21 protein-coding genes, 2 tRNA genes, 3 rRNA genes and 1 pseudogene are annotated in these 24,033 nt (G+C 38.0%); 7 read left to right on the forward strand and 20 right to left on the reverse strand.

What is annotated here, in order from left to right; all coding sequences use genetic code 11:
* Positions 1 to 21 precede the first annotated feature (21 nt).
* The 4 genes from lysA to A6A10_RS00070 form a co-directional block, all read right to left on the reverse strand.
* Positions 22 to 1,278: a diaminopimelate decarboxylase gene (lysA, locus tag A6A10_RS00055; protein WP_121123791.1), complete on the reverse strand. Its 1,257-nt coding sequence runs from the start codon at positions 1,276 to 1,278 to the stop codon at positions 22 to 24.
* A gap of 48 nt (positions 1,279 to 1,326) precedes the next feature.
* Positions 1,327 to 1,440: an LPS translocon maturation chaperone LptM gene (lptM, locus tag A6A10_RS00060; protein ID WP_121123793.1), complete on the reverse strand. Its 114-nt coding sequence runs from the start codon at positions 1,438 to 1,440 to the stop codon at positions 1,327 to 1,329.
* Positions 1,441 to 1,537: 97 nt separating this feature from the next.
* The gene (locus A6A10_RS00065) at positions 1,538 to 1,720 is read right to left on the reverse strand and encodes an anti-sigma factor family protein (protein WP_121123795.1); all 183 of its coding nucleotides are present in this window, start codon (positions 1,718 to 1,720) and stop codon (positions 1,538 to 1,540) included.
* Positions 1,717 to 2,304 carry a sigma-70 family RNA polymerase sigma factor gene (locus tag A6A10_RS00070; protein WP_121123797.1) on the reverse strand — a complete coding sequence of 196 codons (588 nt, stop codon included), beginning with the start codon at positions 2,302 to 2,304 and terminating at the stop codon, positions 1,717 to 1,719. The genes A6A10_RS00065 and A6A10_RS00070 overlap by 4 nt, the downstream gene beginning before the upstream one ends.
* A gap of 92 nt (positions 2,305 to 2,396) precedes the next feature.
* Here A6A10_RS00070 and msrP point away from each other — a divergent pair, with 92 nt between their 5' ends.
* Both msrP and A6A10_RS00080 read left to right on the forward strand, forming a co-directional pair.
* Positions 2,397 to 3,350: a protein-methionine-sulfoxide reductase catalytic subunit MsrP gene (gene msrP / locus A6A10_RS00075; protein ID WP_121123799.1), complete on the forward strand. Its 954-nt coding sequence runs from the start codon at positions 2,397 to 2,399 to the stop codon at positions 3,348 to 3,350.
* Positions 3,350 to 3,949, forward strand: a complete 600-nt coding sequence (locus tag A6A10_RS00080; protein ID WP_121123801.1) for a protein-methionine-sulfoxide reductase heme-binding subunit MsrQ — start codon at positions 3,350 to 3,352, stop codon at positions 3,947 to 3,949. Before msrP ends, A6A10_RS00080 begins: the two co-directional genes overlap by 1 nt.
* A 56-nt stretch (positions 3,950 to 4,005) precedes the next feature.
* On the opposite strand, the gene A6A10_RS00085 is transcribed toward A6A10_RS00080, so the two are convergent.
* The 5 genes from A6A10_RS00085 to A6A10_RS00105 form a co-directional block, all read right to left on the reverse strand.
* On the reverse strand, positions 4,006 to 6,099 hold the full coding sequence (locus A6A10_RS00085; RefSeq protein ID WP_121123802.1) for a UDP-glucose:protein N-beta-glucosyltransferase: 2,094 nt from the start codon (positions 6,097 to 6,099) through the stop codon (positions 4,006 to 4,008).
* Between the two features lie 20 nt (positions 6,100 to 6,119).
* On the reverse strand, positions 6,120 to 7,451 hold the full coding sequence (gene rimO, locus A6A10_RS00090; RefSeq protein WP_121123804.1) for a 30S ribosomal protein S12 methylthiotransferase RimO: 1,332 nt from the start codon (positions 7,449 to 7,451) through the stop codon (positions 6,120 to 6,122).
* 156 nt (positions 7,452 to 7,607) lie between these two features.
* Complete coding sequence (gene mtnN, locus A6A10_RS00095; RefSeq protein WP_121123806.1) at positions 7,608 to 8,300, reverse strand: 5'-methylthioadenosine/S-adenosylhomocysteine nucleosidase; 693 nt, start codon at positions 8,298 to 8,300, stop codon at positions 7,608 to 7,610.
* A 3-nt stretch (positions 8,301 to 8,303) separates the two neighbouring features.
* Positions 8,304 to 8,990: a thioredoxin domain-containing protein gene (locus A6A10_RS00100; RefSeq protein WP_121123808.1), complete on the reverse strand. Its 687-nt coding sequence runs from the start codon at positions 8,988 to 8,990 to the stop codon at positions 8,304 to 8,306.
* Positions 8,991 to 9,033: 43 nt separating this feature from the next.
* Positions 9,034 to 9,258 (reverse strand): SlyX family protein, encoded by a 225-nt coding sequence (locus A6A10_RS00105; RefSeq protein WP_121123810.1) that lies wholly within the window; start codon positions 9,256 to 9,258, stop codon positions 9,034 to 9,036.
* 83 nt (positions 9,259 to 9,341) lie between these two features.
* On the opposite strand from A6A10_RS00105, the gene fkpA reads away from it, so the two are divergent.
* From fkpA to tusB, 5 genes are all read left to right on the forward strand, one after another.
* Complete coding sequence (gene fkpA / locus A6A10_RS00110; protein ID WP_121123812.1) at positions 9,342 to 10,061, forward strand: FKBP-type peptidyl-prolyl cis-trans isomerase; 720 nt, start codon at positions 9,342 to 9,344, stop codon at positions 10,059 to 10,061.
* 88 nt (positions 10,062 to 10,149) lie between these two features.
* A complete protein-coding gene (locus tag A6A10_RS00115) occupies positions 10,150 to 10,806 on the forward strand; it encodes a helix-turn-helix transcriptional regulator (RefSeq protein WP_121123814.1) in 657 nt (218 codons plus the stop codon).
* Positions 10,806 to 11,159 (forward strand): sulfurtransferase complex subunit TusD, encoded by a 354-nt coding sequence (gene tusD / locus A6A10_RS00120; protein ID WP_121123824.1) that lies wholly within the window; start codon positions 10,806 to 10,808, stop codon positions 11,157 to 11,159. Before A6A10_RS00115 ends, tusD begins: the two co-directional genes overlap by 1 nt.
* A 4-nt stretch (positions 11,160 to 11,163) precedes the next feature.
* Complete coding sequence (gene tusC, locus A6A10_RS00125; protein ID WP_121123816.1) at positions 11,164 to 11,538, forward strand: sulfurtransferase complex subunit TusC; 375 nt, start codon at positions 11,164 to 11,166, stop codon at positions 11,536 to 11,538.
* Between the two features lie 12 nt (positions 11,539 to 11,550).
* Positions 11,551 to 11,826, forward strand: a complete 276-nt coding sequence (gene tusB / locus A6A10_RS00130; protein ID WP_121123818.1) for a sulfurtransferase complex subunit TusB — start codon at positions 11,551 to 11,553, stop codon at positions 11,824 to 11,826.
* Positions 11,827 to 11,971: 145 nt separating this feature from the next.
* Here the strand turns inward: tusB and rrf are convergent.
* The 11 genes and pseudogenes from rrf to atpA form a co-directional block, all read right to left on the reverse strand.
* Positions 11,972 to 12,087, reverse strand: a 5S ribosomal RNA gene (gene rrf, locus A6A10_RS00135).
* 218 nt (positions 12,088 to 12,305) lie between these two features.
* Positions 12,306 to 15,207 (reverse strand): 23S ribosomal RNA (locus tag A6A10_RS00140).
* A 317-nt stretch (positions 15,208 to 15,524) separates the two neighbouring features.
* Positions 15,525 to 15,600 (reverse strand) — tRNA-Ala (locus tag A6A10_RS00145).
* A gap of 36 nt (positions 15,601 to 15,636) precedes the next feature.
* Positions 15,637 to 15,713, reverse strand: a tRNA-Ile gene (locus A6A10_RS00150).
* A gap of 76 nt (positions 15,714 to 15,789) precedes the next feature.
* Positions 15,790 to 17,330 (reverse strand): 16S ribosomal RNA (locus tag A6A10_RS00155).
* The 16S, 23S and 5S rRNA genes sit together here with 2 tRNA genes alongside, the layout of an rRNA operon.
* A 370-nt stretch (positions 17,331 to 17,700) precedes the next feature.
* Positions 17,701 to 19,194: a PTS transporter subunit EIIC gene (locus tag A6A10_RS00160; protein WP_121122839.1), complete on the reverse strand. Its 1,494-nt coding sequence runs from the start codon at positions 19,192 to 19,194 to the stop codon at positions 17,701 to 17,703.
* A gap of 176 nt (positions 19,195 to 19,370) precedes the next feature.
* Positions 19,371 to 19,580, reverse strand: a pseudogene (locus A6A10_RS00165) (PfkB family carbohydrate kinase); the annotation flags it as partial.
* 166 nt (positions 19,581 to 19,746) lie between these two features.
* On the reverse strand, positions 19,747 to 20,166 hold the full coding sequence (locus A6A10_RS00175) for a F0F1 ATP synthase subunit epsilon (protein ID WP_121122843.1): 420 nt from the start codon (positions 20,164 to 20,166) through the stop codon (positions 19,747 to 19,749).
* 26 nt (positions 20,167 to 20,192) lie between these two features.
* Positions 20,193 to 21,566, reverse strand: coding sequence for a F0F1 ATP synthase subunit beta (gene atpD / locus A6A10_RS00180; RefSeq protein ID WP_121122845.1), 1,374 nt, complete (start codon positions 21,564 to 21,566; stop codon positions 20,193 to 20,195).
* A gap of 23 nt (positions 21,567 to 21,589) precedes the next feature.
* Positions 21,590 to 22,456: a F0F1 ATP synthase subunit gamma gene (atpG, locus tag A6A10_RS00185; protein WP_121122847.1), complete on the reverse strand. Its 867-nt coding sequence runs from the start codon at positions 22,454 to 22,456 to the stop codon at positions 21,590 to 21,592.
* A gap of 23 nt (positions 22,457 to 22,479) precedes the next feature.
* A complete protein-coding gene (atpA, locus tag A6A10_RS00190) occupies positions 22,480 to 24,021 on the reverse strand; it encodes a F0F1 ATP synthase subunit alpha (protein WP_121122849.1) in 1,542 nt (513 codons plus the stop codon).
* Between the last annotated feature and the right edge of the window lie 12 nt (positions 24,022 to 24,033).

Below are 24,033 nucleotides of genomic sequence, written 5' to 3' on the forward strand. Positions count from 1 at the left end.
ACGATATAAATATAATGGGTATTATGATTCGGGCAACAGTCGCTCTAAACGCCATAAATCAGAAAATTCAGCACGTGCTTTGATTAAATGTATTTGGTTTCCATCCACCAATATTTCCATTGCTTGTGGACGAGAGTTATAAGTTGAAGACATGGTTGAACCATAAGCGCCCGCAGACCGTACCGCAATTAAATCGCCTTGTGCAATGGCTAATTGGCGTTGTTTACCTAAAAAATCGGAGGTTTCACAAATAGGGCCCACCACGTCATAGGTATTTTCTTCCCTTACAAGCGATCGGTTTACCTCGATAATTTGCATATAAGCATCGTACAAAGCAGGACGGATCATATCGTTCATACCTGTATCAACAATGGCAAAATTACGATCTTCACTTTGTTTTAAGTATTCCACTTTGGTTACTAAAATGCCCGCATTGGCGGTAATCGCTCGACCCGGTTCTAAAATAATTTCCAGTTGTGGATAATCTTTAAATTTATCCAATAACGCTGAAACATACTCGCTCGGATGAGGGGGTTGTTCGGTATGATAAGGTACGCCCAATCCGCCACCTAAGTCTAAATGATGCAAAGTAATACCATCTTCTTGCAACTGTTCCATTAAAACTAATAAACGATCTGTTGCATCTAAAAATGGTTGTAATTCTGTTAGCTGAGAACCGATATGACAATCCATTCCAACAATTTGAATATGCGGTAACTGTTTCGCAAGTTGATAAACTTCCCTTGCTTGATTTACACTCACACCAAATTTATTTTCTTTTAGCCCTGTTGAAATATAAGGGTGCGTTTTCGCATCCACGTCGGGATTCACTCGTAATGAAATTGGTGCAATCTTACCAAGCTTTTCGGCAACTTGATTAATCCGTTCTAATTCAGGAATTGACTCTACATTAAAGCAACGAATCCCAACTTCTAAAGCTCGCTCAATTTCTGCATAAGATTTTGCAACGCCTGAAAATACGATTTTTTTCGGATCACCACCTGCTGCTAGTACTCGCTCCAACTCGCCTTGTGAAACAATATCAAAACCTGAACCTAACTTAGCCATTAAATTTAAAATGGCGATATTCGAATTTGACTTCACAGCAAAACAAATTAAATGAGGATGATCGCCAAAAGCCTTATCAAAAGCGTGCCAATGACGTTCCAAGGTTGCTTTGGAATAGATATAAGCAGGGGTTCCAAATTCAGATACAATATCCTCTACAGGCACACCCTCGACTAATAATTGCTGATTTGTATAGTTAAAATAATCCATAATTTATCCGAGAGAAAATGTAAAAGATTAAAGAAATCTAACCGCTTATTACGATTCAGTTTGAGTTTCTGATGGTTGTTCTGGGAAATAAAGTGGTCCTTTTACACCACAAGCAGTTAACATAAAACTAGCTAATACTGCCATAAAGAAAAACTTTTTCATCTATATCTCCTGTTCACTTTTTTATTGATTGTACAGAAGAAGATTATCACGAGCAAAAGAAAAGTAATATACCAAAAGAAGCGAAGATAGGAATTTTTTATTCCTCTTCTTTTTGTTTAAATTGTTGCATTAATTGTCGAATCTGAGCATTGTTTTTTTTAAATGCTCGGCAATAAGGGCAAAATAAAGTATGAATACTGATTTCACATCGTTGCCCCAAAGCCAGTTTTTGTTCATTACTTAGTGAAACCAATTGGGTAATTTCCTTGCAGTTTTTCATGATTTTTCCTCAAACCAATTTTTTGATAAACAAGACTGTAGTTGTAATCTCGCACGATAAAGAATGACATGTAGATTAGACGTAGAAATCTCACATTCCTGACAGATTTCGTGACTATCCATCTCCAAATATTCTCTCATCATAAAAATTCGTCCTTGATGAGCGGGTAATACCGTTAAACAAGTTTCAAAAATAACCCAAAATTGTTTTTTATGCACACTACTTTGAATATTTTTCCATTCATTCGGTTCATGATAACTTAAATTCCAATGATCTTTTTCATCAAAAAAAGCATTTGTGTCATCGTCATCATCTATATCTGAAGCCGTAACCGTACGACTTTTATAACGAATTAAATCAATAATTTTATTTTTTAAAATAGCAAATATCCATGTTTTTAGTGCAGCACTTCCTTTAAAACTGTCTATGTTTTTGTAAGCACTCAAAAAAGCCTCTTGTACAACATCTTCAGCTAAATCAACATCTTTAAGCTGTAGCACAGCAAATTTAATCATTTGCGTACGGATATTTTCTAATTGTTCGGGAGAAATATTCCTCAAACCATCTATGTTTTCTGTTTGCATATTACTTTTCTTTTTTTTAAAAAAATCTGTAAGATTTTCTATCTTATCTCGTCTAATATAATGATTATACTCTGAACAAAAGGAGAAAAGCGATGAGAAAATTAACAGAAAATGATATAACGCCAGAAGATATTTTTTACCAAAGACGTAAAATTATTACCGCATTAGGATTAGGCGCAGCCTCCCTCGCTTTACCTAAAATGAGCTTTGCAACAGAGCAAGAAAACTTATCAACACTTGATTTCAAAGCAGACAAACCAAGTGATCTTGTACTCACACCAGAAAATAAAGTAACGGGCTATAATAATTTCTATGAATTTGGCGTTGAAAAAGGATCGCCTGCACAATATGCAAAAGACTTTAAAGTCGACCCTTGGAAATTAGAAATTGGTGGCGAAGTTGAAAATCCATTTACACTAGATTATGACCAACTCTTTACTCAATTTGCCCTTGAAGAAAGAATATATCGTTTCCGATGTGTTGAGGCTTGGGCTATGGTTATTCCGTGGATTGGGTTTGAACTCAATAAATTGCTTGCTAAAGCAAAACCAACAAGTCGTGCAAAATATGTGGTATTTCATACCTTACACGATCCAGAACAAATGCCTGGACAAAAAAATCATTTCTTTGGCGGTGGGATTGAATACCCTTACGTTGAAGGACTTACTATTGCAGAAGCCATGAATCCACTTACACTGATGTCTGTTGGGCTTTATGGCAAAACATTACCGCCACAAAATGGTGCGCCAATTCGACTTGTCGTACCGTGGAAATATGGATTTAAAAGTATTAAATCCATTGTCAAAATCACTTTATCAGAAACTCGACCTCGTACAACATGGGAAAAACTTGCTCCTCAAGAATACGGTTTTTATGCCAATGTAAATCCTAATGTCGATCACCCTCGTTGGTCACAAGCATCTGAACGAGTTATTGGTTCAGGCGGATTACTGAGTGTAAAACGTCAGCCTACGTTAATGTTTAATGGTTATGAGCAAGAGGTCGCTCATCTCTATAAAGATTTAGATTTGAAGGTAAATTATTAATGCTGACGAAACTAAGAATACTTATCCATTTAGGTTGTTTATTGCCATTAATATGGCTTGCTAGCGTATTATGGATTGGTGATGAAACCACTTTTGGTGCGGATCCAATAAAAGAAATAGAACATTTCTTAGGATATACTGCCATTATTATTTTTTGTATCATGTTCCTACTGGGTATCGTGTTACAAATTATCCAAAAGAATCAATATCAAATTTTGCGACGCCCTTTAGGTCTGTGGGCTTTTGCTTGGGCTGTGTTACATGTTGCGAGTTATTTATTTTTGGAACTGGGATTAGATCTATCACTCTTTTTTAGTGAGATAACCACCCGTCCGTATCTCATTTTAGGTGCAATAGCATTTATTATCCTATTAATCATGTCAGTGACGTCTTTACCCTATATTAAAAAATCATTGGGTCAATATTGGTTCAAAGTACATCAATTAGCCTATGTGGCAATTATTGTTGCTGGTATTCATTACTACTTATCAGTTAAGGGAGTGACATTAGCACCAATCCTAATAGGCATAACAATCACATTTATTGTTTTGTGGAAATATGCTGGAAATAAAATAATCCTATATATAAAATCTAAATAAAAACAACCCCATAAACTATCTTAGCTTATGGGGTTTAATTTATGATAAATAAATAACTATTTATCTTTCTTTAGCTTTTTTACTGCATCCTTAAGTGGTGAGCTTTTTCTTCGAACAGTCTTTTTATCAGCAGTTTTGGAAACTTTCTCACTATCTTTTTTGATCGATTCCTTGCCTTTTTTCTTATCTACTGACTGTGAATCCTCTTTTTTAACACGCTTTCTTGTTACCTTTGATTTAGTCGGCTTAGCTTTTTTGTTGTCAGCAGAAGGTAATATATCAAGAGTGACATTATTAGCATTTGCCCACTCTTTTAATTTTTCAAGGAATACATTTCCCATTGGGCTAGGATCACCAGTGAATAATGTTTTTAATCCATTATTTTCTATAATGTGACGACGAATTGATAAGCGCTCTTGATGATTTTCCGCCAATCGAATAGCACGTTCAACATACTCATCTACTGTAGTTGCAACAAGCCATTCAGGTAAACCTAAACGTTTAAATAATCCTTCATCAATATGTTCATGCACTTCAGGACCTGTTTTACAAACACCAACTAATCCAAGAGTAACCATATCGATAATACCGTTAGTATTTCCAAATGGGAATGGATTAAGCATCATATCGCATTGATATAATATTCTTAAATATTGATCGTATGGAGAATGTGAGTGTGCTGTTGCTGAATCACCTAAATAGCTCTTAATAAAACGCTCAACATAAGGATGAGTAATGCCAAATGATTGACCTAAAGCAAAATGGAAGTGAACTTTAACCTTGGCTCTATCACGAATAGCTTTCAATGCAGCTAAGAAATATGGATTTAATTTCATCGTCGTTGAAGCAATACCAATATTTACTACTTCTGGATTTTCACGTAATTTATATTCTACAGAATTAGGTGCTAATGCTGATGGTACATAAGGTAAGGCATCTTTAGGTAAACGAAGTAATTTCTCACTAAAGCAATCTTCTGAACCCACATAATCATCTTCGACAATAACATACTCAATAAAATTAGAATAAGTTGTAGCGGGATGTCCCAATGCAATAGCTTGAATAGGAGCTAATCTTGTATTACTAATGAAAATAGATGTTAAATCCATGCCAATACTTGGCATATATAAAATTGCCGCACCAAACTTTTCACAAATTTCTTTAACATAATTCAATTTATCTAGAATATAATCGCCAGAAATAAGATTGAACTCATCAAATACATCTCTTCCAGCCTGATCTACAGCTTCATTACCTACACCAATAAGATAGAAATGTTGTTTTGCTGCAATCATAGAGGTTGAGTGGGTACGGTAAATAGAATGTGCTGAATGGAAATGCTCCAATAAAACAACCATTACTGGCTTACCATTTTTATATCCTATATGTGAAACGTCTCGATCACTCCATCCCAATTCAGTAATATGGCCACGAATAACTTGATTAAGTGATTTTTTGATAAGGTGCTTATTTGGTGCTATGTCATAACTACAATGCATATACACATCATGAGAAATATTACTCGGCAAATGACTCAAATTCTGAATTTCCAGTAATTTTTCAGGGAACCACTGTAAAATAGCAGCTCTTTTTGAGAATGCATTAGGAGTTCCAATAAAGCGAGGTGATTGAAGAGCAAAACATAAAGATGCACATAACGTGGAGTCTAATTCCCACATTGCATCTAAATTTAAAGATACTGATGACTCAGGCAAATACAAAATACAAAACTTATTTAAAGCTACTTTTGTGTTTTCCAGAAATATCTCTTTAGGATTATCTCTCGTTTGATTTCTATTATATGTCTGAAGAATATGATCTGCATTAATATAAGGAGAACTTGCAAATAATAAAGCAATCCAACGTTGTAAGATCAAAAATCGTCTAGTTCCTACATCAGAGATAAATAGTTCAGGATCGGTAAATAATGAGGTCATTGCAACAGCCATACGGGTACATAAATGTACAACTTTATCTTGATCCAATCCTTCTAACTGATCAGGAAAATCTATTTCAATATTTTGAATGCTACCAAAATTAGTATCTAACTGACTTAAAATATGTAATAACTCTGAACAAGCTCTCTCATGATCTCTTGACTTTACTGCCTGCTCAAAACGAATAACACTTGGTTGCTTACTTTCTGACATAATCATTTCCTTTAATTAAGTTAACACGTTCCCCACAGATCATAATCATCTGCGTGAATAATATTTACATTAATTATCTGTCCCACAGAAATTAAGCTATTTGAAACATTATCAATGTAAACTAATCCATCTATTTCTGGCGCATCAGCGATAGAGCGCCCTATAATACCTTCTTCCGTAATTTCATCTACAATCACATCAAGTTGTTTACCTACTTTTTGTTGTAAACGAGCTGCTGAAATTTCTTGCTGAAGTTGCATAAATCGATGATAACGCTCCTCTTTAACTTCTTCAGAAACCTGATCTTCCATATCTGTTGCAACCGCACCATCAACGGGACTAAATTTAAAACATCCTACTCTATCTAACTGAGCTTCCTTTAAAAAATCTAATAATAATTGGAAATCTTCCTCTGTTTCTCCAGGAAAACCAACAATAAAAGTAGACCGAAGAGTAAGATCAGGACAAATTTCACGCCATTTTTTAATTCTTTCTAAAGTTCTTTCAATAGAACCTGGGCGTTTCATGGCTTTAAGAATCTTAGGGCTTGCGTGCTGTAATGGAATATCCAAGTAAGGTAAAATTTTTCCTTCTGCCATCAATGGAATCAAATTATCCACATGGGGATATGGATAAACATAATGTAAACGAACCCAAACGCCTAATGATCCTAATTTCTCACACAAAGTAAACAAATCATTTTTTATCGGCATTCCATTCCAAAAAACAGTCTTCGTTTTATTTTCTTTCTTTTTATCTAAACCATAAGCTGAGGTATCTTGCGATACAACTAAAATTTCTTTAACACCAGCGTCAACGAGACGTTTAGCTTCATCTAAAACTTGAACAATAGAACGACTATCTAGATCACCTCGCATTGATGGAATAATACAAAATGTACAACGATGATCACAACCTTCTGATATTTTTAAATAAGCATAATGTTTTGGTGTTAATTTAACGCCTTGCTTAGGCACTAAACTCACATAAGGATTATATTCTGGTTTAGGTGCATATTTATGTACATGGCTCATCACAGCTTCATAACTATGTGGACCTGTAATTTCTAAAACCTTAGGATGCACTTCACGAATTTGGTTTTCTTTCGCACCAAGACATCCTGTAACAATCACTTTTCCATTAGCTTCTAAGGCCTCACCAATAGACTCTAATGATTCTTGAACTGCACTATCAATAAACCCACAAGTATTGACAATAACTAGATCGGCACCTTCATAACTAGGAATAATGTTATATCCTTCAGTGCGAAGTTCAGTCAATATTCGTTCAGAATCAACCAAATTTTTTGGACAACCTAAACTAATAAAACCAATATTTGGTGTTAACTCCATAAAAAATCTCAATAAATAATCAAAAATAAATCTATAAAATCATAGATTAAAAGGGGTAATTGTACAAAATTTGTGACAATAAAGCGACAACAAGAGGTTGATATATACGTAAAAATTTGCAAAGTTTAAGTATATATCAACCTCTTAAAAAGGAATTTAGTCTAAACAATTCAGCATAGCTAGTACAACATTTGATGATTTTTCAGCTGCTAAAGGGAGAAACTCATCAAAAGATAAATGTGATGTTTTATCTGCTACATCAGAAATTGCTCTTACAACCACAAAAGGAACATGAAAAGCATGGCATACTTGTGCAATTGATGCAGCTTCCATTTCTACTGCAACAACATCGGGGAAATCTGCTCTGATTTTATGAATAGCATCAGCCCCATTAATAAATTGATCACCGCTACAAATTAATCCATTAACAGCATTTAACCCAAACTTTTCACTTTCTTTAATGGCAATATCAACCAATTGAGCATCAGGTAAGAAGCCAGCGGGATTACTCGGTAATTGACCTTTTTCATACCCAAAAGCCGTGACATCAACATCATGATGGCGAACATCACTAGAAATAACGATATCACCTACATTCAATGAAGCTGACAATCCACCAGCAGATCCCGTATTAATAACCATATCTGGTTTAGTTAATGTTAATAATAAAGTTGTACCCAAAGCTGATGAAGTTTTACCAATTCCCGACTGTAACAATGCAACATCTATATTATTTATTTTCCCCTCATAAATTTTACAACCTGCTATCTCTATTTCTTTTGGCTCTAAAATATAACTTTTTAAAATTGTTACTTCTTGTTCCATAGCACCAATAATACCTATCTTCATGATTTATTTTTCCTTTTCTTCTTGTAATTTATCGACCAAAAAATCTAACACTGCATATGTATAATCATCATTATATAATGTATTACTCATTAAAATATATTTCCCATTAAGAATAGCCATTGGTAATCTCGGAGGAGAATAATAGCTTTGATAAAGTGCTTTAGCTTTGGACACATCTTGCGCTATTAATGATGAAGAAAATAAATCATAAAATTTAGGAATATCAACATTATTTTTAATCAACCAGTTTTTTATTGCCTCATTATCTTCAATTAAATTTTCTCTCATTTTTTTATCTGCACTATCAAATAAATATTTGTCACTAAGTTCTTTATGACCATAAGCAGAAAAAGTTGCATCCATTTTAGCAGTAAACTCTGAACCACCTAGGAAAGATGGAGAACGTTTTAATATTACTTTATCTGAATTTCTACCAACATATGCCTTTAAGTAATCATCTGCATTTAGACACAACTCACATCCATATTGATAAAAATACTGTATTAATACTCTCCCATCCTTTGGTAACATAAGATCTAAAGGTTCATTATAAGAATAATACCCTTGTCCATCTTTAAAAGTTGGAGTATTAATTAATATATCTGCATTATTTTCTTTTTCTACTGCATTACTATTTGGTACCCCAATCAAAATCCCAAGTACTGTAAGAATATAAACATATTTTTTCATAATTAAAATCGAACCTCATTGAACAAATGATAAGTTATTTTGCCTAATAATGTGGCGGTAGAGTTTCTTCTGCTTGACTTGCAATATTGCTCGGTTGCATACTTTTCAATTTCTCAGCCAAATGTCGAAATTGATTTTGTAACTTATCCAAAGTAAATTGCTGATCAATCAAAGCTTGATTAAGATCTTCAATTGTTTGATCTTGGAATGCTATTTTTGTTTCCAATTCAGTTATATAAGCTAAAATATTATCAAGATTTGGTTGCATATTATAAATAAAAAGGTTGTGAAAAGAAGGAATACACTTTACCCTATCTGCCTTTGTTTTAACACTATTTTAAAGGAAATCTTATGTTAAAAACTAAACTATCTATACTTGCTTTTGCAACAAGCTCAATGTTTCTTTCACAAATTACTCTTGCCGAAGATGCTGATACAAAATTTATCGATGAATCATCATATGCTGTTGGTGTTCTGATGGGGAAAAATATTGAAGGTGTCATCGAATCACAAAAAGATATTTTTTCTTACGATCAAGATCAAATTTTAGCTGGAGTACAAGATACCATTAAAAAAACAGGTAAATTAACAGATGAGGATCTGCAAAAACAACTTCAAGCACTTGATAATTATCTACAAGAAAAAGAAGCTACAATCAAAGCTGAGAAAGATAAAGTAACTATAGAAGAAGGCAATAAATTTAGAGCTGACTATGAAAAGCAAGATGGTGTGAAGAAAACAACATCTGGACTACTTTATAAAATAGAAAAAGCAGGTGAAGGAGATTCTCCAAAAGCTGAAGATACAGTTAAAGTTCATTATAAAGGTACATTAACTGATGGTACTGTATTTGATAGTTCATATGATCGCGGTGAGCCAATCGAATTCCAACTAAATCAACTTATTCCAGCTTGGATTGAAGCCATTCCAATGTTGAAAAAAGGTGGGAAAATGGAAATTGTTGTTCCACCAGAATTAGGTTATGGCGATCGTGAAGCGGGACAAATTCCAGCGAATTCAACCCTTAAATTTGAAATTGAATTATTAGATTTTAAACCAACTGATAAATAATATTATTTAAACGGAAAATAGTATTGCAAAATAATGGAGTTATCCAACCGCTTGCAAACTATTTTCCGTTTCTATTTTGGATAGAATAATGGCATCTAGTTTTACTCCTTTCTCTGATGAAGATCATGCAATACTTGCCTCTTATTTTCCTGTCGTAGATGGCATTGCCGCACTTATTGGTGAATATTGTGAGATTGTCTTACATTCATTAGAATTTCTTGAACATTCTGCAATTTATATCGTTAATGGACATAATACGGATAGAAAAATAGGCTCTCCCATCACAGATAGAGCGTTGTGGTCGCTTCACCATATGCGGACGGATAGTGTATCGAAACCATACTTTACTCGTTCAAAAGGTGGCGTTTTAATGAAATCCATCACCATAGCAATTCGCAATGGAAAACAACACGTGATAGGACTCATTTGTATCAATATTAATTTAGACGTTCCTGTATCACAATTTTTATCAACATTTATTGCCCCACAAGAATCAGACGATCAAGTTAACTTTGCAAGCTCTGTTGAAGACTTAGTTATGCAAACAATAGAAAATACGATTGAAGAAATCCAAAATGATAAACACGTGGCGAATAATAATAAAAATAGGCAAATTGTGATAAATCTATTTGAAAAAGGAATTTTTGATATCAAAGACTCTATTAATCAAGTTGCTGAACGCCTAAATATCTCTCGACATACTGTTTATCTCTATATCCGCCAAATAAAACAGGATATTGAATGATGAAATATGTTATAGCAATAAAACATAGTGTTTATGGCAATCAAGGTGCTTATCTAGCATATCAAATTGCCGAAGAATTGCTTGTTGAAGGACATACAATTACCCAAATTTTCTTTTTTCAAGATGGTGTTAGCAACGCAAATAGACTCGTTTATCCAGCCAATGATGAAGTTAATTTAGTTGAAAATTGGAAAAATTTAGCAGAAACTCACCGCTTATCACTTAACCTCTGCATATCAGCAGCTCAGCGTAGAGGTATTGTAGAAACCAACACTGCAAATCACTTTACATTAGCAGGATTAGGTGAATTTAGCCAAGCTGTGCTACAAGCAGATAGATTACTTACATTCTAATAATATGAAAGATCACTATAAAATTGCTGTACTATTTACTCAACCACCTTTTGGAAGTGCTGTAAGTAGAGAAGGATTAGATGCTATTCTCGCTGCAAGTGCTTATTGTGAAGAAGATGAAATTGCTATCTGTTTTTTACAGGATGGGATTTTTAATCTAATCGCAAACCAAGATCCAAAAGCTATACTTCAAAAAGATCACATATCAACATTTAAGCTACTTGAATTATATGATTTAAACGAATGCTTTATATGTGAATCAGATATAGAAAAACGAGGTCTAGTTGAAGCAGAATGGATTTTATCCAATCTTAATTTTGTTACAAAATCAACTATCTTTGAGATTCTCAAGAAATCAGACAAAATTCTTACTTTCTAGAGGTACACATCAATGCTCTATACATTTTCCAAAGCATATTATGATTTAGAAGAATTACAACAAACTCTCGATCTCCTCACAGAAAAAGACGCAGTTGTTTTATGGCAAGATGGTGTATTACTTGCCATAAAACACACGGAAGTGTTTAGATCTATTGATAATATTTTCCTACTTGAAAATGACATTACTGCAAGGGGATTAACAACTATATCTCCAGAGATACCCCTCATATCTCTGAAAGAATTTGTTAGACTTACTGAACATTATTATCCACAAATAGCTTTCTAATTTATTTATCCATTTACACCGAACCTGAAGCGGTTAGTTGCCTATAATCTTTTGTAATTTATCAGATCTTCCCAAACACTTTTTATAAAAGCTAAAAAGCAAAAAACCGTAAGTTATCGCTAACCTACGGTTCTTCCTAATAAAGCCCTGATGACGACCTACTCTCACATGGCGAATCACCACACTACCATCGGCGTGACAGCATTTTACTTCTGAGTTCGGGATGGGTTCAGGTAGTTCCACTGCACTATGACCATCAGGATAATCCTGTTGACGACTTCCGTCTTATTCTGTCTGTCTTTTTCTTTCTATTCTTTTCTAGGTTTTCTTTACTCTTCCTAGTCTTAAAATCTTAAAACAAGCTGTCTTTCTGTTTGACTTCCTTCTACTTCTTTCAGTCTGTGTATCTTTTCTTAGTAAACTTCTACACGCTCTTATGTTTTCTCCATAGTTTTTTTCGAAAAAACACTTGAGGTTGTATGGTTAAGCCTCTCGGGCAATTAGTATGTGTTAGCTCAACGTCTCACAACGCTTACACACCACACCTATCTACGTCGTAGTCTCCAACAACCCTTACTGACTTATAGTCAGGGAGAACTCATCTCTTGGCAAGTTTCGTGCTTAGATGCTTTCAGCACTTATCTCTTCCACATGTAGCTACCCAGCAGTGCCTCTGGCGAGACAACTGGAACACCAGTGATGTGTCCACTCCGGTCCTCTCGTACTAGGAGCAGCCCCAATCAATTCTCCAACGCCCACGGCAGATAGGGACCGAACTGTCTCACGACGTTCTAAACCCAGCTCGCGTACCACTTTAAATGGCGAACAGCCATACCCTTGGGACCTACTTCAGCCCCAGGATGTGATGAGCCGACATCGAGGTGCCAAACACCGCCGTCGATATGAACTCTTGGGCGGTATCAGCCTGTTATCCCCGGAGTACCTTTTATCCGTTGAGCGATGGCCCTTCCATTCAGAACCACCGGATCACTATGACCTGCTTTCGCACCTGCTCGACTTGTCTGTCTCGCAGTTAAGCTTGCTTATACCATTGCACTAACCTCACGATGTCCGACCGTGATTAGCAAACCTTCGTGCTCCTCCGTTACTCTTTGGGAGGAGACCGCCCCAGTCAAACTACCCACCAGACACTGTCCGAGACCACGTTCCGCAGTCTTCGTTAGAACATCAAACGTTAAAGGGTGGTATTTCAAGGACGCCTCCATAGAAACTAGCGTTCCTACTTCATAGGCTCCCACCTATCCTACACATCAAAATTCAATGTTCAGTGTCAAGCTATAGTAAAGGTTCACGGGGTCTTTCCGTCTAGCCGCGGGTACACCGCATCTTCACGGCGATTTCAATTTCACTGAGTCTCGGGTGGAGACAGCCTGGCCATCATTATGCCATTCGTGCAGGTCGGAACTTACCCGACAAGGAATTTCGCTACCTTAGGACCGTTATAGTTACGGCCGCCGTTTACTGGGGCTTCGATCAGGAGCTTCTCTTTCGATAACACCATCAATTAACCTTCCAGCACCGGGCAGGCATCACACCCTATACGTCCACTTTCGTGTTTGCAGAGTGCTGTGTTTTTAATAAACAGTTGCAGCCAGCTGGTATCTTCGACCGGTTCAACCTTCAGGGGCAAGCCCTTACAATCTACGCCGGCGCACCTTCTCCCGAAGTTACGGTGCTATTTTGCCTAGTTCCTTCACCCGAGTTCTCTCAAGCGCCTGAGTATTCTCTACCTGACCACCTGTGTCGGTTTTCAGTACGGTTTATTATAAGCTAGAGCTTAGTGGCTTTTCCTGGAAGCGTGGTATCAGTTACTTCGACTCCGTAGAGTCTCGTCATCACTTCTCGGTGTTTAATAAGAGACCGGATTTGCCTAGTCTCTCCACCTAACGGCTTAAACAGGGATATCCAACACCCTGATAACCTAACCTTCTCCGTCCCCACATCGCACTTATAACAAGTACGGGAATATTAACCCGTTTCCCATCGATTACGCTTTTCAGCCTCACCTTAGGGGCCGACTCACCCTGCCCCGATTAACGTTGGACAGGAACCCTTGGTCTTCCGGCGAACGAGTTTTTCACTCGTTTTATCGTTACTTATGTCAGCATTCGCACTCGTGATACGTCCAGCAAACCTCTCGATTCACCTTCATCCGCTTACACGACGCTCCCCTACCCAACAGAATAAATTCTGATGCCGCAGCTTCGGTACTATATTTTAGCCCCGTTACATCTTCCGCGCAGGCCGACTCGACTAGTGAGCTATTACGCTTTCTTTAAATGATGGCTGCTTCTAAGCCAACATCCTAGCTGTCTAAGCCTTCCCACTTCGTTTCCCACTTAATATAGATTTTGGGACCTTAGCTGGCGGTCTGGGTTGTTTCCCTCTTCACGATGAACGTTAGCACCCACCGTGTGTCTCCTGAGTATCACTCTTCGGTATTCGCAGTTTGCATCGAGTTGGTAAGCCGGGATGGCCCCCTAGTCGAAACAGTGCTCTACCCCCGAAGGTGTCCGCTCAAGGCTCTACCTAAATAGATTTCGGGGAGAACCAGCTATCTCCCGGTTTGATTGGCCTTTCACCCCCAGCCACAGGTCATCCGCTAATTTTTCAACATTAGTCGGTTCGGTCCTCCAGTTAGTGTTACCCAACCTTCAACCTGCCCATGGCTAGATCACCGGGTTTCGGGTCTATACCTTGCAACTACTCGCCCAGTTAAGACTCGGTTTCCCTACGGCTCCCTTATTCAGTTAACCTTGCTACAAAATATAAGTCGCTGACCCATTATACAAAAGGTACGCAGTCACAAGATAAACTTGCTCCCACTGCTTGTACGTACACGGTTTCAGGTTCTATTTCACTCCCCTCACTGGGGTTCTTTTCGCCTTTCCTTCACAGTACTGGTTCACTATCGGTCAATCAGGAGTATTTAGCCTTGGAGGATGGTCCCCCCATCTTCAAACAGGATTTCTCGTGTCCCGCCCTACTTTTCGTTAGCTTAGTACCATGGCCTGGTCTTCGGATACGGGGCTATCACCCTGTGTCGCTGAGCTTCCCAACTCATTCTCCTAACTCTGCCACTATCACTAACTGGCTTCTCCGCTTTCGCTCGCCGCTACTCACAGAATCTCGGTTGATTTCTTTTCCTCGGGGTACTTAGATGTTTCAGTTCTCCCGGTTTGCCTTACTGAGCTATGTATTCACTCAGTAATAATAGGTTCTTCACCTATTGGGTTTCCCCATTCGGATATCTTGGATTAAACGCCTCTTATCGACTCATCCAAGCTTTTCGCAGATTAGCACGTCCTTCTTCGCCTCTGATTGCCTAGGCATCCACCGTGTACGCTTAGTCACTTAACCATACAACCTCAAGTATTTTTAAATCAATTTAATCATTAATATTAAATAATAATTAAATAACAATAAAAAACTCAAAGCTTATGCAAGTCTACTAATACTTGCCTGCTTTTGTTCAGACAAGATTTTATTCTTACTCAGACTTCTTCTTATCCTCTCGGACTTGAAAGTCTCTTCAGTTTTTCAGCTTGTTTCTCAATTTTTAAAGAACAGAAATAACGACGTTTATCGCTATAGGTAAATATAATTAATCCAAAATCATTAACTTAATAATAATTAATCAACCATTACACTTAACTTTAACGACAAGCAGAATATCTTGGTGGAGATAAGCGGGATCGAACCGCTGACCTCCTGCGTGCAAGGCAGGCGCTCTCCCAGCTGAGCTATATCCCCAATATTCTTCAATTCTCCTACTCACTCGCTCTTGAGTGGTGGGTCTGAGTGGACTTGAACCACCGACCTCACCCTTATCAGGGGTGCGCTCTAACCACCTGAGCTACAGACCCACAGGATGAATCGCTTCTTCGTTGCTTCTTTACATCAAACAATCTGTGTGAACACTCGCTATGTCGATTTCTTTGGTAAGGAGGTGATCCAACCGCAGGTTCCCCTACGGTTACCTTGTTACGACTTCACCCCAGTCATGAATCATACCGTGGTAAACGCCCCCCCGAAGGTTAAGCTATCTACTTCTGGTACAACCCACTCCCATGGTGTGACGGGCGGTGTGTACAAGGCCCGGGAACGTATTCACCGCGACATTCTGATTCGCGATTACTAGCGATTCCGACTTCATGGAGTCGAGTTGCAGACTCCAATCCGGACTTAGACGTACTTTCTGAGATTCGCTCCATATCGCTATATCGCTTCCCTCTGTATACGCCATTGTAGCACGTGTGTAGCCCTACTCGTAAGGGCCATGATGACTTGACGTCATCCCCACCTTCCTCCAGTTTATCACTGGCAGTCTCCTTTGAGTTCTCAGCATTACCTGCTAGCAACAAAGGATAAGGGTTGCGCTCGTTGCGGGACTTAACCCAACATTTCACAACACGAGCTGACGACAGCCATGCAGCACCTGTCTCATAGTTCCCGAAGGCACAAACACATCTCTGCGTTCTTCTATGGATGTCAAGAGTAGGTAAGGTTCTTCGCGTTGCATCGAATTAAACCACATGCTCCACCGCTTGTGCGGGCCCCCGTCAATTCATTTGAGTTTTAACCTTGCGGCCGTACTCCCCAGGCGGTCGATTCATCACGTTAGCTACGGGCACCAAGCTTATAGCCCAATCCCCAAATCGACATCGTTTACGGCGTGGACTACCAGGGTATCTAATCCTGTTTGCTCCCCACGCTTTCGTACTTGAGCGTCAGTATATTCCCAAGGGGCTGCCTTCGCCTTCGGTATTCCTCCACATCTCTACGCATTTCACCGCTACACGTGGAATTCTACCCCTCCCTAAAATACTCTAGCGACCCAGTATGAAGTGCAATTCCTAGGTTGAGCCCAGGGATTTCACACCTCACTTAAGTCACCGCCTGCGTACCCTTTACGCCCAGTCATTCCGATTAACGCTCGCACCCTCCGTATTACCGCGGCTGCTGGCACGGAGTTAGCCGGTGCTTCTTCTGTGACTAACGTCAATCTACTGTTCTATTAAAACAATAGCCTTCCTCATCACCGAAAGAACTTTACAACCCGAAGGCCTTCTTCATTCACGCGGCATGGCTGCATCAGGGTTCCCCCCATTGTGCAATATTCCCCACTGCTGCCTCCCGTAGGAGTCTGGACCGTGTCTCAGTTCCAGTGTGGCTGGTCATCCTCTCAGACCAGCTAGAGATCGTCGGCTTGGTAGGCCTTTACCCCACCAACTACCTAATCCCACTTGGGCTCATCTTATGGCATGTGGCCTTGCGGTCCCACACTTTAATCCGTAGATATTACGCGGTATTAGCTACAGTTTCCCGTAGTTATCCCCCTCCATAAGCCAGATTCCCAAGCATTACTCACCCGTCCGCCACTCGTCAGCAGAAAAGCAAGCTTTTCCCTGTTACCGTTCGACTTGCATGTGTTAAGCCTGCCGCCAGCGTTCAATCTGAGCCATGATCAAACTCTTCAATTAAAAGTTCAATCGCTCAATAACTGTTTTCTAGCTTTATTATTCTTTATGAATTTTCAAGTTATAGACACTTATTAAGACTTCAAAATTAAATTTATTTTAAAATCAATCATCAACAAGTGCCCACACAGATTGTCTGATATGTTGTTAAAGAGCAAAAAATAACGACGCACTGCATTAAATCTTTCACAACAGCGCGTCGTTGTGTGGGGCGTATTATAGAGTAAAATAAAACTCTTACAAGCCCTTTTTGTAAAAAAATTTCATTTTTATGCCGTATGATGAAATTTAATTCGCTTTGACGATTTTCATTGCGCCAAGCGGTCAGATTTTCGTAAAAGTTTGCAATTATCTAACCGCTTATATGGCTCTCTTAGTCATCTTTTCCTAATATTTGATTTATTTCACTCTTATATAAGACTGCTTTGGCACCAAAAACAGCTTGAACACCGCCACCTACTTCTAATACTTCAATAGCACCCACTGATTTCAATTTAGGTTTATCAACTGATTTAACATCTTTTACTGAAACACGTAAACGAGTTATACATGCATCCACATGTTCAATATTACTTTCTGTTCCTAATGCTTGGATAATTGTATGTGCATTTTCAGTTAATGACGTAGATTGTTGTTCTACCACTTCTTCTTGCTCTTCAGCTCGACCTGGAGTCATTACATTAAACTTACGAATCAAGAATAAGAATGAGAAATAATAGAGAGCTGCCCAAGGGATCCCAACAAAGACAACCTCAATCCAGTTTGTATTCGCATTACCTTGTAAAATACCAAATAGTAAGAAATCAATAAAACCACCAGAGAAAGTGTTACCGATAGAAATATTGAGGAAATCTGCAATATAGAAAGAAACCCCATCTAAGAATGCGTGGAAAACATATAACCACGGAGCCACAAATAAAAACATAAACTCGATAGGTTCTGTAATTCCAGTAATAAAAGAAGTTAATGCAGCACCAAGGAATAATCCACCAATCTGTTTACGACGTTTTTTAGGCACAGTATGATACATCGCTAAACAAGCCGCTGGTAAACCAAACATCATAGTGTCAAAACGACCTGCAAAAAAACGCGTTCCTTCAGTGAATAAGCCTTGATGATTTGGATCTGCTAACTGAGCAAAAAATATTTTTTGTGCGCCAATGATGGTTTCACCATTAACAACTTCTGTTCCTCCCAATTCAGTAAACCAGAATAATGGGTAAATCATATGGTGCAAGCCAACCGCACCACTTAATCTCATTAGGAAACCATAGAAGAATGTACCCACTTCGCCCATTGAAGCTATCCCTTTACCTGCCGAAACTAACCATTGTTGGAATGTTGGCCAAATAAGGAAGAATACCGCTCCAACGAAAATAGCAGAGAATGCAGTAACAATAGGCACAAAGCGAGAACCGCCAAAGAACCCTAAAATTTGAGGTAATTGAATATTATGGTATTTGTTATGTAATTTGACAGTAATCAACCCCATTACTAATGCACCAATTACACCAGTATCAATACTTTGTGTTTCAGGGGAAAATAATGGAATCAATGCCGCAATAGTGCCAGTCATAATCAAATATCCCACTACCGCAGCCAATGCAGCTACGCCTTTATCTCTTTTTGCAAGACCTATACCTAAACCGACACAAAGCAACAAGGCTAAATTTGCAAAAACGACACTACCCGCCGCAGACATTATTTGGAAAATGCCTTGTAAGGTTGGATTATCCAATACAGGATAAGCTTGTACTGTTGCTGTATTTGATAATGCACCGCCAATACCTAGTAACAAACCTGCTGCTGGCAGAATTGCAATAGGTAACATAAATGCTTTACCGACTTGTTGCAGTTGTTTAAACATACATACCTCCTTATTTAACCGATTAATTATGGACAATAAAAAGCAGATAGAAATTGAGATAATTATAATATTGAAATAATTATAAGAAAGGGATTTTATTCCAAATAAACAACAAAAATTGTACTTTTTCTATACTTTAACAAGAGATCTAAAAAGTACAGTTCGGTGCAAGAAAACTAATTATGCTCTAACAAAAACTGATCAGTTTCTTGGCGAGTTGGAATTGCAGTTTCTGCGCCCATTCTAGTAACAGAAAGGGCTGCGGCTGCATGAGCAAAGCGGATAGATTCATCAAGAGTTTTACCTTCAAGCAATCCAGTAACTACTCCGCCATTAAAGGTATCGCCCACAGCATTAACACAGAAACCAGTAATAATTTTGCCTTGAGTTGAACCTTCTTTTTATTGGTTTACAACGTGGGAGACTTTTGAAAGGGATACGCCCACAATGCGTGCAATATCTTTCATTGTCGTCATAATTATTTGTCCTTTAAAAATAGGTAAAAAAAACGCCTTAACCTTTCGATTAAAGCGTTTTATGAGATTACAACAATTATCTTCTATTAGATAATTGTGTTTTAGTTAGTTCATAAACTCGTAATTTCGCAATTTCTCTAGCTAATTTAGCAGTCAACTCTGCGTTACTTGTTTTTCCAAGTGTATCTTCAGCTTTACGTTTCGCAGCTAAGATACGCTGTTCATCAAGTTCTTCACCTCGAATAGCCGTGTCAGCTAATACTGTAACAACTGTTGGTTGAACTTCTAGGAAACCACCTGATACATAGATAAACTCTTCTTTACCATCTGCAAGATTATATTTAACCATTCCTGGTTTTATTGCAGTAAGTAATGGAGTATGTCCTGCATAGACACCTAATTCCCCATCAATCCCAGATACTCGAACACTTGTTACCTGTCCAGAAAAAATTTCATTTTCTGCAGAAACTACGGTTAATTCAAATTGAGATGCCATTCTGTTCTCCTTTGTTCAAAGAACAATTACATCTTATTTGCTCTTTCAATCACTTCATCGATCGAACCAGCCATATAGAATGCTTGTTCTGGAATGTGATCATACTCACCATCTAAAATGCCTTTAAAGCCACGAATAGTTTCTTTTAATGGAACATATTTACCTGGTGTACCGTTAAATACTTCAGCAACGAAGAATGGTTGAGATAAATAACGTTCGATCTTACGTGCACGAGCAACAACAAGTTTATCGTCTTCAGATAATTCATCCATACCTAAAATAGCGATGATATCTTTTAACTCTTTATAACGTTGTAAAATACCTTGAACGCCACGAGCCACATTATAATGTTCTTCGCCAACAACTAATGGGTCTAACTGTCTTGAAGTTGAATCTAATGGGTCAACCGCTGGGTAAATACCTAAAGAAGCAATCTGACGGCTTAATACGACTGTTGAGTCTAAGTGAGCAAAGGTTGTTGCTGGAGATGGGTCAGTTAAGTCATCCGCAGGAACATATACTGCTTGAACAGACGTAATAGAACCTTTCTTAGTTGAAGTAATACGTTCTTGTAGAACACCCATTTCTTCCGCTAATGTTGGCTGATAACCTACCGCTGATGGCATACGACCTAACAATGCTGATACTTCTGTTCCCGCCAAAGTATAACGATAAATATTATCAACGAAGAATAATACATCACGACCTTCATCACGGAATTTTTCAGCCATTGTTAAACCTGTTAATGCAACACGTAAACGGTTACCTGGTGGCTCATTCATTTGTCCATAAACAAGCGATACTTTATCAAGTACGTTTGAATCTTTCATTTCGTGGTAGAAGTCATTACCCTCACGAGTACGCTCACCTACACCAGCAAATACAGAGTAACCTGAGTGCTCAATTGCAATATTACGGATTAACTCCATCATATTTACGGTTTTACCTACACCCGCACCACCGAATAGACCAACTTTACCCCCTTTTGCAAATGGGCAAATTAAGTCGATTACTTTGATACCTGTTTCTAAAAGTTCTGTGCTATTTGCTTGCTCTTCATAGCTTGGTGCAGCACGGTGGATAGACCAACGCTCTTCTTCACCAATAGGGCCTTGCTCATCAATTGGCTCACCCAATACATTCATAATACGGCCTAACGTTTTAGTACCCACTGGTACTTGAATTGCTTTGGCTGTATTTTCAACTTTTAAACCACGTTTTAAACCATCTGAAGTACCTAATGCGATACAACGCACTACGCCTCCACCTAATTGTTGTTGAACTTCAAGTGTTAAACCTGATTCAACCTTTAATGCATCGTAAACTTTTGGTACTGCATCTTGCGGAAATTCAACGTCGATGACTGCACCGATGATTTGTACAATTTTTCCAGTTGCCATTACCGTTCCTCTATATATTTTCGTTAAATTGCAGCGGCGCCCGCAACAATTTCATTTAATTCATTCGTAATGCTCGCTTGACGAGCTTTGTTATACACCAACTGCAATTCATTGATTAAATTACCCGCATTATCAGTAGCCGCTTTCATTGCAACCATTCTAGCAGCTTGTTCTGATGCAAGATTATCAACAATAGATTGATATACTTGAGATTCTAAATAGCGAACTAATAGACTATCAAGTAATGACTCTGGATTAGGTTCATAAAGATAATCCCAAGTACCTTTACTTTCTAAAGCATCATCTTCCATTGTTGGTAATGGTAATAATTGTTGGACTGTTGGTACCTGTGACATCGTATTAACGAAACGATTATATACAATATAAAGTTCATCAATTTCGCCTTCACGATAAGCATTAACCATCCCATTAACTGTACCCAGTAAATCTTCCATTGCTGGAGTATCGCCTAGCCCTGTTATCTGAGATTTAATTTCAATTCCCATATGATTGAAAAATGAAATAGCTTTATTACCAACCAATCCTAATCGAACAGTCACATCATTTGCTTTGTGTGATTTTAACTCATTCAATACTGATTTGAATAAATTAACATTCAATCCACCACACAAACCACGATCTGTTGATACAACTAAATACCCAACTCTCTTAACTTCTCTAGGAGTAAGAAACGGGTGTTTATAACCAATATTTCCTTTTGCAATATGGCTAATTACCTTACGGATAGTTGCTGCATAAGGGCGAGACGCTGTCATACGATCTTGCGTCTTTCTCATCTTAGATGCCGCAACCATTTCCATCGCTTTGGTAATCTTTTGCGTATTACGAACACTTGCAATTTTGGTTCTTATCTCTTTAGCACCTGCCATATTATTTCTCCGCTAAAGTGGAATTACCATGAACTGTTCTTTTTGAAATCACTTAATACTTCAGTCAATTTTTCTTTAATAGAATCATTATAATCGCCTGATTGAGTAAGCTCTTTCATAAAGTCTGCATGGTGAGCATTTGCATACTCTAAAAGAGATGATTCAAATGAACCTACACGTTCAACTTCAATATCATCTAAGAAACCATATTCTGCAGCTGCTAGTGATAATGCTAATTCAGCAACAGTCATAGGAGAATATTGTTTCTGTTTAAGTAACTCTGTTACCTTTTGACCATGAGAAAGTTGTTTTCTTGTTGCTTCATCAAGATCCGATGCAAATTGAGCAAACGCAGCTAATTCACGATATTGAGCAAGTGCGGTACGAATACCACCTGCTAATTTCTTAATTAACTTAGTTTGTGCAGAACCACCAACACGAGAAACTGAAATACCTGGGTTAACCGCTGGACGAATACCTGAGTTAAATAAATTAGACTCTAAGAAAATTTGTCCATCTGTAATCGAAATAACGTTAGTTGGAACGAATGCAGATACGTCACCAGCTTGTGTTTCAATGATAGGTAACGCTGTCAATGAACCTGTTTTACCTTTTACTTCACCTTTAGTGAAACGCTCTACATATTCAGCATTTACACGTGATGCACGCTCGAGTAAACGAGAGTGAAGATAGAAAACATCCCCAGGGAAAGCTTCACGACCTGGTGGACGACGTAAAAGTAGAGAAATTTGACGGTAAGCAACCGCTTGTTTAGATAAATCATCATAAACAATCAATGCATCTTCACCACGATCACGGAAATATTCACCCATTGCACAACCAGCATAAGGTGCTAAATATTGTAATGCCGCAGATTCTGACGCTGATGCCACTACAACGATAGTATTTTGTAGTGCACCGTGTTCTTCTAGTTTACGTACTACATTTGAAATAGTTGACGCTTTTTGACCAATTGCAACGTAGATACATTTAATACCTGAATCACGTTGATTAATAATTGCATCGATCGCAAGTGCTGTTTTACCAGTTTGACGGTCACCGATGATTAACTCACGCTGACCACGCCCAATTGGAACCATTGAGTCAACGGCTTTATATCCAGTTTGAACTGGTTGATCTACTGATTGACGTTCAATAACGCCTGGTGCAATAACTTCGATCGGAGAGAAACCATCGTTATCAACCTCACCTTTTCCATCAATAGGCTGACCTAGAGTATTTACCACACGACCGAGTAATCCTCTACCTACTGGTACTTCTAAAATACGACCTGTACATTTAACTTCTATTCCTTCTGCTAAATCAGCATAAGGACCCATTACTACCGCACCAACAGAATCTCTTTCTAAGTTTAATGCAATCGCATATCTATTATCGGGTAATGCAATCATTTCACCTTGCATTACATCAGACAAGCCATGGATTCGAATAATTCCATCACTTACTGAAACGATTGTCCCTGTACTTTGTGCATCATTTACCACATTGAACTGGGCAATACGTTTTTTTATCAATTCACTAATTTCTGTAGAATTTAGTTGCATTTTTTATTCCTC

This window comes from Otariodibacter oris (assembly GCF_009684715.1).
GTDB classification, from domain to species: Bacteria; Pseudomonadota; Gammaproteobacteria; order Enterobacterales; family Pasteurellaceae; genus Otariodibacter; species Otariodibacter oris.